We start from the raw sequence: 12,179 nt of genomic DNA, 5'->3' as shown, positions 1-12,179 counted from the left end.
CTAGGCTGCATCAACACAACCTTTTGAGTTAATACAATGAAAAAAAACCTATTGAATGACTTGTGTAATTTAACCTTTGACAAAGATTTTCAAGCTTTATCAACTCGCTGTAGCGAAGATTCAGTATTTGAGTTGATAACAATGGATGAAAACAGAAAATCAGACATTTTATCCTGGTTATTGAATCCTGCTGCCTCTCACCAATTAAATGGCTACTTTTTGAAGGCGTTACTAAATTACACTTGCAATTCAGCATCACCTGAGCAAATCAAAAACTTTAAATCTCTATTTAACATCGCGACTCTTTCAACTTCAAACTCGAAAATAATCCGTGAGTTGAGCACTGGAAAGGGACGAATAGACATAGCTGTTTTTATTCCAAATGAAAAAACAGTGATTGTCATAGAGCGTAAAGACGGCACAAGTGTCCACAATAACCAACTAAAAAGCTACGCTGATTGGGTGGATAGTAACTATGAAAAGTGGAATAAAGTTTTCATATTATCTGATAGCTACTTAAAACATCATGAAGAATATGATGACCGCTTCGTTCATATTGATGATACATGGTTGGAAGATGCTTTAGACGACTTGTTTAATCGAGGGCTTTTAAACAACAAACAAGAAATCCAATTAAAAGATCTATGTCAATACGTTTTTGGTGATTGGTCTGAAAAACGTGAGCCTTACTACCGGGAATTTAACTCTAAATTAAACCAAATCTCAAAATCGCACTGTAATACAATCAGAGCACTTGAAACAGAAAAAATTAAAGTTGGCAATAAAAATATAGCGTTAATCAATATAACACCAGATGTATTTTTTGGAAAAATTATTCCCAAGTGTAAGCTAAAAAGTGAAGAGCTTAAAATATGTGAAGTGATTCAACAAAATCATGAAATTTTTGCTCATCTACACGGCTTAAATGAATTTGATTTATTCAATGAAGAATTAACCAAAAGCTTTCCACATTTTGTAACTTGTATTTACTACGATTCAGTCATATTGATGTATAAAAAGCATCAACCATCATCAGGTGCATGGCCTTATTACCTAAAATTTGAAAGAACTAAAAATGAGGTCGGTTCGGTATTTTACAAGTTATCAATAAATGTAAGTCGCAGGGGAGACGAAAGATACCACAGCATAACTGAACGTGTTGCTGATATATATCAAATGAAGCGTCAAAGTAACTGGAAGTATAGACACTTAGACTTAATCACTGATATGGAAAAAATTGAACTTGAAGACGGAAATGATATGTGTAAAAAAATCAACGAGTTTGAAAAAGCAATTAAAGATCTAGATCTATAGCTTTCTTGCCCAAAAGCGATCCTAGCTTACACTTGATCTGACAGTTACTTAATTTAGATTACTGCTGTCAGACCAAGTACACATTGCCTAATAGTATTAACTCAAAGCTTCAAATTCTTTAAGCAATAATTCGCGATAACCTGCTAAACCGAGAATTTCTTCTGCTTCAATCACTGGCGCACAAGAGATATTAAAGCGCTCAAACAAACGAGCACAGTAACGAACGTCCATTTCGGGTGGTACTGTAATAACAGGTTTTGCCATAATTTCATAAATATTAACCCGATCTAGTGACTTATCTTTCGCAAGCACTTGTTTGGCAATATCTGCCAAAATAACAATGCCATAAGCGTCGTGCTGATCGCGTTTTTTAACGATGACAACTTCAGTATTGTGCTCTTTCATGGCAACAATGGCATCGCGTGCCGTTTGCATGCCATCAAGCATGACAAAGTCTTGCGACATTACATCTTTTGCTTTTACTCGATTATCTGTACTCACAGTTCATTCTCCACAGTTGAACTTAATTGACTAATTTGATGGCTAACTCCCACGGCATCTTCAACATCAACTTGAAACGCAATTCCGGTGCCTGGTTTCTCATCGAATTCACCGACTTTGGCGATGGTTTCCAATATTTTTCTACTCAGGTGTTCTTCAACTAAAAACATCAAAACATCTCGTTGACTCTCTAAACTCAAGCCAAAAAATGTTTTGCTTTGCTTTAACCCTTCACCACGCGCATTGCTGATTACAGTCGCCCCTGTAGCACCCGCTTCACGCGCTGCAGCCATAACATCGTCAGTGACGCTATCTTCAACGAACACTATTATCGCTTTAAAATGCATTGTTCTCTCCATGCCTTTGCGGCATTTATCAATAAATTTGTTTAGGACTGAGTTTTTGCTCGTTTAGCAATAAATTCAGATAATTGGGCGTAAGCCATTACAGACATAATCGGAAATAAGCTAGCAAAGGCAATTAAGCCAAAACCATCGATTAGCGGGCTTCTGCCGGGTACGGTTTCAGCCAAACCCAAGCCAAGTGCGGCAACTAAAGGCACGGTAACCGTTGAAGTAGTAACGCCGCCTGAATCATAGGCCAATGGCACGATAAGCTTAGGCGCAAATACGGTTTGAATAACCACAACGACATAACCAACTAGGATATACCAATGAATAGGGTCGCCGACGACAATGCGGTAACATCCGAGTGAAATACCAATGGCAACACCAAACGCCACCGCTATGCGCAACCCCCAAATACCAATCGCGCCACCAGAAACTTCATTCGCTTTAATCGCGACCGCAATTAGAGATGGCTCTGCAATTGTCGTACTAAAGCCAATTAAAAAGGCGAAGACATAGACCCAAGCATAATCTTGCCAATGTAATTCAATTGCCGCTTGCGCTTCGCTGCCCGCCTCGGTTAATCCAGAAATAAAGACAGGGTCGGTAAGCTGCTGGGCCATTAACTTGCCCAGTGGAAACAACGCCCACTCAAGACCAATTAAAAATAGCGACAAGCCGATAAGTACCCAAACAAATCCCGCAAGCACTTTGCCTAAGTTTGGAATTGGTTTGCGAATAATGGCAAATTGAAAACCAAATAAAATAGCGGCAATCGGCAACACATCGCGAACCGTTGCAAGAATGGTTGTGCCGATTTGGCTTAGCATATCGATTAAACTCATAACATCACCATGCCGTAGGCCATAACGAAAATCATTGGGGTAAGCGACGCCAGCGCAATCAAACCAAAGCCGTCAATCATCGGGTTGCGCCCTTTAATTGAAGACGCTAAGCCAACCCCGAGTGCAGTGACTAAAGGCACTGTAATCGTTGAGGTAGTGACACCGCCAGAGTCATAGGCAATACCAATAATCTCGACCGGTGCGAAAATAGTCATGATCACAACAAGAATATAACCGCCGATAATCAACCACTGGATTGGCCAACCTTTAAGAATGCGAAAAACGCCAAGCACTATCGCTAAACCAACCGACAAAGCAACCGTAAAGCGCAAACCTGTGGCGTATTCAGACATCGCTTGTTCAGTACTGGCGATCATCTCGCCACTAGCGGCAACTTTGGCTGCTTCAGCAGCAACCGCAATCAGTGCTGGCTCCGCGACCGTGGTGCCAAAGCCCAAAGCAAAGGCAAATACTAAGAGCCAAAAAACACTGCCCTTTTTGGCGAAGGCATGAGCCATAGTTTCACCAATTGGGAATAGTCCTTGCTCAAGACCGTGGATAAAAAAGGTTAGCCCCAACAGGACAAATAGCACCCCAATTAACAATTGCCCTAAATTAGGCAATGGCTGTTGAATAATGACCAGTTGAAAGAACAAAATCACCGCGATAATCGGTGCTAAATCTCTCATACTGGCAAGCATAAATTGCAGCAGCTTTTTCAATGTCTGTGACAATTCAAAGTTCCTTGGCGATTAAATCAGATGACCAAAATAGTATAGTTGTTAATCAATTAGCAAAAGTTGATTTTGGTCAAAATTTTACAATGTGTTGATTGTTTTACTAAAACCCAAGCCGCTATACTGGTTGATATAGCCAAGCCACCTCAATCAACATTCAGGTGTAAGGAACGTTAATCATGATTATTGAGCAGTTAATGACAACTAACTTAGTGAATGTCGCCATGGATGACACCTTGGCGCAGGTCCGTGAACTGTTTCAAACTCACAAGTTTCACCATGTTTTAGTGGTTGAAGATAATAAATTGGTTGGTGTGATTTCAGATCGAGACTTACTAAAAGCGCTGAGTCATAAATTGGGGACGGCAGCGGAAACAACCCGCGATTTGGCGACGCTAAACAAGCGCGCCCACCAAGTTATGCATCGGCAACTAGTAACACTGTCACCTAAGGCGAGTTTATATCAGGCAATTAAAACTTTTAATCAACACAAGGTTTCTTGTATCCCTGTCGTCAACGAAGACAACAAACCTATGGGTATTTTAGGCTGGCGAGATGTCTTTATCGCCATAGAGCAGTATCAAGAAAGTAAAAGCCAGCCCGATTAAGTTCAAAAAACTAACGCTTTAACGCGCCAGATAAAAATAACTTAACCGCGCTAGTCACTTGCTGGTCGATTTCCTGCTCGGTCGGAACATAGTCCAGATCTATCATGGCGCGAATATGCATAGAATTATCAACCATGCCAACTAATAGCCGCCCTGCTTCGTCTGCACAATCAAAACTTAACAGACCTTTTTGACGCTGACTTTCTAAATATTGAGCAAGAGGTTCAACACTAGTAACAGGGCCTGCTTGATAAGCGCTTTGACCAATATCCGGCAGTTTATCAACTTTGCTAATCAGTAGTCTAAACATAGCCAATGACTCTGGTGTTAAAATACTGCTTAAAAATCGACGACAAACATAGATAAGCGTCGTTTCAATATCAGCGTCTTCTGAAACATCATCAAGTCGCAGACGAACATCTTCAACTTTCGACAAAATAACCGCTTTAAACAAACCCTCTTTATTGCCAAATTCGTTGTAGATGGTGCGACGTGAACCACCTGACTCTTTGATCACCATCTCTAACGATGTTGCATCATAGCCGTGCTGCAAAAACATCGCTTGTGCAGCTTTAAGTACCAAAATACCACGTTCAGATAACGCACTTTTAATTGAATTACTGGTTGTTTCAGACATTTTTCATTTAACCAAATAAAACGGTGATTGACATTGGTACTGGATAGTACCATAATGCTCCGGTACTGAGTAGTACCATTATTGATTAATTTAAATTCAAATAGTTATTAGCTGGTAACAAAGTTCAGCTAAACTAAGATCTACTAGGCTTTTAAGCGCCACTTGAGCGGTTAGATAGTCCTTACACACGTAGCACAAAATCTTTTAAGTATAGGTAAAACCGATGAAAACAGTTTACTTGGCGTTGTTCTTTTCATTGCTTATTACAGCTTGTTCAGAACAAACCGTTGAAGTTCAAAAAGAAGTTATTAGACCCGTCAAAGCATTTACCTTGACGGAAAAAAGTGCTGATCACATCCGCAACTTTCCAGGACTCGTTGAAGCGACTGAAAACGCAGTACTATCGTTTCGCGTACCAGGTGAGTTAATTACACTTGATGTTAAACCAGGTCAGCGAGTCGCCAAAGGTGCCGTTATCGCAACTCTTGACCCTAAAGATTACAAACTCAATGTTGATCGCGCGCAAGCCGATTATGACCTTGCCAAATCTCAGTATTCACGTGCAGAGCAGCTAGTTGATGAAAAATTAATTTCAGCCTCAGACTTTGATACCGCATATGCTCGTTTTAAGTCAGCTGAATCTCAGCTTTCAGCTCGCAAAAATGAACTTGAATACACTGTACTGAAAGCACCATTTGATACGACTGTTGCTAAAGTACACTTAGAAAATTTCGAGAGTATCCAAGCCAAGCAACCGATCATTACCGCACAAGACCTAAACGTTATCGACATCGCGATTCAAGTGCCAGAAGCAATTATGTTTCGCCTGCGCAAAGGCAATGACTATCGCCCAAGCATTATTTTTGAAAATGAACCAAGCAAGTCTTTCCTAGCTGACTTAAAAGAATTTAATACAGAGCCTGACGCATCAACAAATTCATTTAAAGTTGTATTTAGTTTGGCCGCGCCAGAAGACTTCAATGTATTGCCTGGCATGGCAGCAACCGTGCGCGTTGAGTTAGACAAAGTCGTTAATAATCCAATCACGGCAATCACCATACCTAACACAGCGACTTTCACTAAGCCTGGTGATAGCGAAACGTCATATGTATGGATAATTGACGAGAATATGCAGCTAAAAAGCAAGAAAATAACCGTATCTGGGGTTAACTCTGAAGGTATCGAAGTTTCTGAAGGCTTAAAAGCTGGTGACGTTATTGTTGTTGCTGGTGTTCATCGTTTACGCGAAGGCATTACTGTTTCGATTTGGCAGCAAGAGCGAGGCCTATAAAAATGGATTTCGCCAAGTATTTCATTAAAAACTCGACCACCAGTTGGCTGGTTATCGCTATCTTAATCATTGGCGGTATTGTCTCATTCCTAAATGTTGGCCGCTTAGAAGATCCGCAGTTTACGATTAAACAAGCGTTAATTATTACCAACTATCCGGGTGCTTCACCGCAGCAGGTAGAGGAAGAGGTCACCCTGCCACTTGAGGAAGCGCTGCAACGCTTACCTTATTTGAAAAACGTTAAATCAACCTCTTCATCGGGCTTATCGCAAATTACCGTTGAGATGAAGTCGATTTACCGTAAAAAAGAGTTAGAGCAAATCTGGGACGAGCTTAGACGACGTATTTTAGACGTTTATGTTCGCTTCCCTCCTGGAGTTAGCGAACCCCTTATCCGCGATGATTTCGGCGATGTTTTCGGTGTTCTGTTATCGATATCAGGTGATAACTATACCGACAAAGATCTCAGTAACTTTGCCGATTTCCTTAAACGCGAACTGATTACCGTAAACGGTGTCGGTAAAGTGGATATTCAAGGCGAACGCAACGAAATTGTTGTGGTAGAAATCTCACGCTCTAAATTGGCATCACTGGGTATCTCGCTCGACCGACTGAGCCAAATACTCAATACTCAAAACACCGTTTCTGATGCTGGTAGCATCGCACTGAATTCTGAGCGCATACGCTTTTATTCTTCTGGCGAATTTCAATCAATTGAAGAGCTCAATCGCTTAATTATTAGCTCGCCGAATAACCCGAACTTAATTTATCTTGGTGATGTCGCAAACGTCTCGCGCGTATACAGTGAAATGCCAAGCAACATTACCCGTTACAACGGCAACAATGCGCTTTTATTGGGGGTTTCTTTTGGCCCTGGTGTTAACGTTGTTGATGTTGGTGCTTTAATCACGCAGAAACTCGATGAGTTAAAGGCATACCAACCAATCGGTCTAGACATCGACGTTATTTACAACCAACCAGTTGAAGTTGAAAACTCAGTTAATGACTTCTTATTCAACTTAGTATCAGCGGTCGCGATTGTTATTATCGTGCTGTTTTTCTCTATGGGTTGGCAAGCGGGCACCATTATCGGTCTGGTCTTATTCATGACTGTGATGGGTACCTTTATCTTTATGCTAGAAATGGGAATTGAATTACAACGCATTTCACTCGGTGCCTTAATTATCGCCCTCGGGATGTTGGTTGATAACGCGATTGTTATTACCGAAGGTATTATGTCCGGACAAAAGCGCCGCTTAACCATTGTTGAAGCCGCTTCGCTCATAGTCAAACAAACCCAATGGCCACTGCTCGGTGCAACCATTATTGCGATTACTGCTTTTGCGCCAATAGGTTTATCGAGTGACGCAACGGGTGAATTTGCCGGCAGCCTCTACTGGGTACTATTAATATCGCTATTTTTAAGCTGGATTACGGCGATTACCATTACACCGTTTTTAGCCTCATTGTTTTTTAAAGACAATGATAACCAAGAGCAGAATCAGAAAGTTGAAGTTGAAGAAAAAAACGGCGTTATCATTGCAATCTTAAACTTCGCACTGAAGTACCGAGCGGTATTCTATACCGCGACACTTGCTTCGCTGATCGCTGCCGTTGTTGGTTTTAGCCAAGTTAAACAAGCCTTCTTCCCGCCGGCAACCACGCCAATGTTCTTAATTGATGTTTGGCATAAGCAAGGTACTGATATCGTTTACAACAGCGAAGCGATTAAGGATATTGAGCGCGAGGTTATGTCGTTCAATGGAACTGAGCAGGTAACAACAACCGTTGGCCGTGGCGCGCTGCGCTTTATGCTCACTTACCAAGCAACCAATTTGTATTCGGCCTATAGCCAAATGATTGTCCGCATGGATAATTTGGAAAATGTCGAGCAAGGTATTTTCAGCTTACGTGAGTACATGGATAACAACCATTCAGACGTATTTTACAAGGTAAAACGTCTAGAAATTGGCCCGTCAACTGATGCCAAAATCGAGGTCCGTATTTCAGGTCCTGAGCCAGATGTTTTAAGAGTACAAGCCGATAAAGTGAAAGCAATTCTTGAACAAGTCGACTTTGCTCGCAATATTCGCGACGACTGGCGTCAACAGGTAAAAGTGATTCGTCCAATCATCAACGAAGCAGCTGCCCGTCGAGTCGGTGTTAGTAAAAGCGATGTCGACCAATTGCTCAAAGCAAGTTTTGAAGGTGCTAATTTTGGTTTGTACCGCGACGGCTCTGACTTGTTGCCGATTGTTGTCCGTTTACCTGACGAAGAACGTTTAAGCATCGACAGTTTATTCGACTTACAAATTTTCAGTCGTGCCAACCAACGTTACATTCCAATTACTCAAGTGGTTGACGATTTTGAGATTATTTGGGAAGACCCAATTATCGCTCGTCGCGACCGTAAACGCAGTCTAGTAGTTACTGCTGACCACGATATTATGGGCGAACGCACCGCCAATGACTTGCTACAAATTGTTAAACCGCAAATCGATCAACTCGATTTACCAGCAGGTTACAGTATTGACTGGGGCGGTGAGTACGAAGCGGCGAACGATGCTCAAAAAGCGGTATTTGCCGGTTTGCCGATAGGCTACCTCATTATGTTTATCATTACCGTACTACTGTTTAACTCGTTCCGCGCTGGTTTGGCAATTTGGGCGTCGGTACCATTGGCCGTTATCGGGGTTACCCTAGGTATGTTAGTGGCTGGGGCACCATTTGGCTTTATGGCACTGCTTGGCCTACTGAGCTTAACGGGTATGATGGTGAAAAACGGTATCGTCTTGGTCGAGCAAATTAACATTGAGCTTAAAGCCGGTAAAGCGCCTTACGACGCGGTTGTTGAAGCCACTAAGAGTCGTGTTCGTCCGGTCTCAATGGCAGCACTAACCACGGTGCTGGGTATGATTCCGTTAATCGCCGATGACTTCTTCTTTAGTATGGCGATTGTCATTATGGCGGGTCTTGGTGTTGCGACAGTATTAACCCTAGTTGTAGTACCACTGGTGTACTGTTCAATCTTTAAGATCAGTACGCCAAAAGGTTAATTCGACCAAAATAAAACAATTTAAAGAGCACCGATAACCCGGTGCTCTTTATTTTCTATCGACAATTATCAAAATAACTCTATGAATCAATATCACCTTTGGCGAGAAAGATATGGTTATTGGGGCTTGCTGATCAGCATGACCTTGGCTTTTGTCGCAACGCCATTTTTTCCGGCGACACTGCAACCGATGAACATTTTTGTCATCTCGTCTCTGATCATGTCGTTTATCATTTTAAGTGATACTAAAGCTCACTTAATCAGCTCGATATTATTGATGGTGCCAGTGGTTTTATCTCTGTTGAGTTACGATCAAAAACAAGAGCTTAAAGAACTGTTGTTCTTTTTTGCCATTACCGGCGGCTTTTTGCTGCTCTTGATTGTCAGCATGACCAGAGAAATTTTTGCCAAAAAGTCGGTCGACAACAACACCTTAATTTCAGCAATCTGTATTTATTTCGCATTAGCGATGTTTTGGGCAATGCTCTACGGTATTACTGCTATTTTCATCCCAGAGGCGTTTAATTTCGATGTTGAAACCCATCCACAGCAACGGATTAGTGAGCTGATGTACTTTAGCATGGTGACTTTAACCACCTTGGGCTATGGTGATTTAACCCCAATTGCGCCACAAGCTCGTTCAATTGCCGCGATGGAAGCTGTAGTTGGTCAACTCTACCTAACAGTATTAGTTGCTCGCTTAGTTGGCCTGCATATTAACGACAACCAAAGCCGTTAGTGATAGCTTAAAAAACGATTACTTCGACAAATAACTGATCGCCTGCTCTAGTCCTTCGAGGGTCAGCGGATACATGTGATTATCGAGTTGTTCTTTAATCAATTGCGTAGTTTGGGTGTATTGCCAACTGCCTTGATGACTTGGATTTAACCACACCGCTTTCGACCAAGTATCTAAAATGCGTTGCAACCATACTTGCCCGGTTTCTTCATTCATGTGTTCAACACTGCCATAGCTGCTCAGTAACTCGTATGGCGACATTGCCGCATCACCAATAAAAATGACGCGATAATCTTTACCATATGTGTGTAATACGTCGAGTGTACTGATAACATCCTGATAACGGCGGTTGTTGTCACGCCAGAGTTTTTCATAAACACAATTGTGAAAATAGAAGTATTCAAGGTGCTTAAATTCACTGCGCGCCGCTGAAAATAATTGCTCGCACATGTGAATGTATGGGTCCATCGAGCCACCGATATCAAAAAACAGCAATACCTTCACCGCATTGTGGCGTTCAGGCACCATCTTAATATCGAGTAAGCCCGCGTTGTTGGCAGTAGACTTAATGGTGTCGTTTAAATCGAGCTCTTCGGCAACACCGGTACGAGCAAACTTGCGCAGTTTGCGCAGTGCCACTTTAATATTGCGAGTACCTAATTCGACTTGATCATCTAAATTCTGGTACTGACGTTGTTCCCAAACTTTTACCGCGCGTTTATGACGGCTTTCGCCACCAATGCGAATACCCTCGGGGTTGTAACCGCTGTGACCAAAAGGCGATGTGCCTCCTGTGCCAATCCACTTGTTACCGCCAGCGTGGCGTTTTTCCTGCTCTTTTAAACGCTCTTCCAAAGTTTCCATCAACTTATCGAGACCGCCAAGCGCTTCAATTTGTGCTTTTTCTTCTTCGCTGAGTTGTTTTAAAAACTCAGCTTGTAGCCAATCTTTGGGAATGTCGTTGTCGGGAAACAACTTTATATCGTCGAGGCCTTTAAAATAATAACCAAAAGCGCGATCAAACTTATCGTAGTGTTTTTCGTCTTTGACCAAACAAACACGCGACAGCAGATAAAAATCATCCAGATTGGCGAATGCCAAATTGTGCTCAAGTGCCGACATTAAGGTCAGTAACTCCTTAACGGTTACCGGCACTTCGGCCTTGCGCAGCGTTTGAAAAAAATCAATTAACATGGCGATGCAAACCGAACGAGCTTAACGACGACGAGACATAAAAGCCAAGCGCTCAAGCATGTGAACGTCTTGCTCGTTTTTCAGCAACGCGCCATACAGCGGCGGCAGCGCGTCTTTAATGTCATCACTTTGTAATGCTTCGGCAGACAACTCGTCAGCCATCAGCAACTTCAACCAATCAATTAATTCAGAAGTTGATGGTTTTTTCTTCAAACCATTAATTTCACGCACCTGAAAGAAAAGCTCGAGCGCTTGTTTTACCAATTGCTGTTTTAAGTCTGGGTAGTGAACCTGAACAATCTGCTCCATAGTGTCGCGATCAGGAAACTGAATATAATGGAAGAAACAACGACGCAAAAAGGCATCTGGCAGCTCTTTTTCATTGTTCGAGGTAATAATGATGATCGGACGATGCTTAGCAACAACCCGCTCACCGGTTTCGTAAACACTGAACTCCATTTTATCGAGTTCCACCAACAAGTCATTGGGGAATTCAATGTCGGCCTTATCAATTTCGTCAATCAACAATACCACTTGTTCTTCGGCTTCGAATGCTTGCCACAACATGCCTTTTTTAATGTAGTTGGCAATGTCATAGACTTTCTCATCACCTAATTGCGAATCGCGCAAACGAGAAACGGCGTCGTACTCATACAAGCCCTGCTGAGCTTTAGTGGTTGATTTGATGTGCCAGCACAATAGCTTTTTGCCCAAAGCAGCAGACACTTGCTCAGCCAACATGGTTTTACCTGTGCCCGGCTCACCTTTAATTAGCAAAGGTCTTGCTAGGGTAATCGCAGCGTTAACCGCCATTTGTAAATCATCAGTTGCAACGTAATTTTCGGTGCCTTTAAACTGCATATTTGCCTCGTACTATTGGTCTTCTTCGATTGCGATGTGCTTGATAATAG

At 42.1% G+C, this 12,179-nt stretch carries 12 protein-coding genes; 5 read left to right on the top strand and 7 right to left on the bottom strand.

The genetic code is table 11. From position 1 onward, the window contains the following. Positions 1-36 precede the first annotated feature (36 nt). Complete coding sequence (locus tag J7384_RS08430) at positions 37-1,314, top strand: PD-(D/E)XK nuclease family protein (protein ID WP_209112996.1); 1,278 nt, start codon at positions 37-39, stop codon at positions 1,312-1,314. Between the two features lie 96 nt (positions 1,315-1,410). Here the strand turns inward: J7384_RS08430 and J7384_RS08425 are convergent, their stop codons facing one another. From J7384_RS08425 to J7384_RS08410, 4 genes are read right to left on the bottom strand one after another with little or no spacing between them, the layout of a single operon-like run. After that, on the bottom strand, positions 1,411-1,815 hold the full coding sequence (locus tag J7384_RS08425; RefSeq protein ID WP_348523857.1) for a CBS domain-containing protein: 405 nt from the start codon (positions 1,813-1,815) through the stop codon (positions 1,411-1,413). Next, positions 1,812-2,162 (bottom strand): P-II family nitrogen regulator, encoded by a 351-nt coding sequence (locus J7384_RS08420; RefSeq protein ID WP_209112994.1) that lies wholly within the window; start codon positions 2,160-2,162, stop codon positions 1,812-1,814. The genes J7384_RS08425 and J7384_RS08420 overlap by 4 nt, the downstream gene beginning before the upstream one ends. Positions 2,163-2,203: 41 nt before the next feature. Next, positions 2,204-3,007, bottom strand: coding sequence for a DUF1538 domain-containing protein (locus tag J7384_RS08415; protein WP_209112992.1), 804 nt, complete (start codon positions 3,005-3,007; stop codon positions 2,204-2,206). Continuing rightward, positions 3,004-3,708 carry a DUF1538 domain-containing protein gene (locus tag J7384_RS08410; RefSeq protein ID WP_209113212.1) on the bottom strand — a complete coding sequence of 235 codons (705 nt, stop codon included), beginning with the start codon at positions 3,706-3,708 and terminating at the stop codon, positions 3,004-3,006. The genes J7384_RS08415 and J7384_RS08410 overlap by 4 nt, the downstream gene beginning before the upstream one ends. A gap of 215 nt (positions 3,709-3,923) precedes the next feature. On the opposite strand from J7384_RS08410, the gene J7384_RS08405 reads away from it, so the two are divergent. Further along, positions 3,924-4,352 (top strand): CBS domain-containing protein, encoded by a 429-nt coding sequence (locus J7384_RS08405; RefSeq protein ID WP_209112990.1) that lies wholly within the window; start codon positions 3,924-3,926, stop codon positions 4,350-4,352. Positions 4,353-4,362: 10 nt separating this feature from the next. On the opposite strand, the gene J7384_RS08400 is transcribed toward J7384_RS08405, so the two are convergent. After that, positions 4,363-4,989: a TetR/AcrR family transcriptional regulator gene (locus J7384_RS08400; RefSeq protein ID WP_209112988.1), complete on the bottom strand. Its 627-nt coding sequence runs from the start codon at positions 4,987-4,989 to the stop codon at positions 4,363-4,365. A 223-nt stretch (positions 4,990-5,212) separates the two neighbouring features. Here J7384_RS08400 and J7384_RS08395 point away from each other — a divergent pair, with 223 nt between their 5' ends. The 3 genes from J7384_RS08395 to J7384_RS08385 all read left to right on the top strand — a co-directional run bounded on the left by J7384_RS08395 (position 5,213) and on the right by J7384_RS08385 (position 10,074). After that, positions 5,213-6,280: an efflux RND transporter periplasmic adaptor subunit gene (locus tag J7384_RS08395; RefSeq protein ID WP_209112986.1), complete on the top strand. Its 1,068-nt coding sequence runs from the start codon at positions 5,213-5,215 to the stop codon at positions 6,278-6,280. A gap of 2 nt (positions 6,281-6,282) precedes the next feature. After that, positions 6,283-9,336 (top strand): efflux RND transporter permease subunit, encoded by a 3,054-nt coding sequence (locus J7384_RS08390; protein ID WP_209112984.1) that lies wholly within the window; start codon positions 6,283-6,285, stop codon positions 9,334-9,336. Positions 9,337-9,417: 81 nt separating this feature from the next. Beyond that, complete coding sequence (locus J7384_RS08385) at positions 9,418-10,074, top strand: ion channel (protein WP_209112983.1); 657 nt, start codon at positions 9,418-9,420, stop codon at positions 10,072-10,074. A gap of 18 nt (positions 10,075-10,092) precedes the next feature. On the opposite strand, the gene J7384_RS08380 is transcribed toward J7384_RS08385, so the two are convergent. Both J7384_RS08380 and J7384_RS08375 read right to left on the bottom strand, forming a co-directional pair. Continuing rightward, positions 10,093-11,268 carry a VWA domain-containing protein gene (locus J7384_RS08380; RefSeq protein ID WP_209112981.1) on the bottom strand — a complete coding sequence of 392 codons (1,176 nt, stop codon included), beginning with the start codon at positions 11,266-11,268 and terminating at the stop codon, positions 10,093-10,095. A gap of 21 nt (positions 11,269-11,289) precedes the next feature. Beyond that, entirely contained in the window at positions 11,290-12,129 is an 840-nt protein-coding gene (locus J7384_RS08375) for a MoxR family ATPase (RefSeq protein ID WP_209112979.1), read from the bottom strand. Positions 12,130-12,179 lie beyond the last annotated feature (50 nt).

This window comes from Endozoicomonas sp. G2_1, assembly GCF_017744155.1.
In the GTDB taxonomy this organism is placed as follows: Bacteria; Pseudomonadota; Gammaproteobacteria; order Enterobacterales; family Alteromonadaceae; genus JAGHQT01.
The sequence above is the reverse complement of the archived record's forward strand: the minus strand, read 5'-3'. Positions and strand labels throughout refer to the sequence as shown.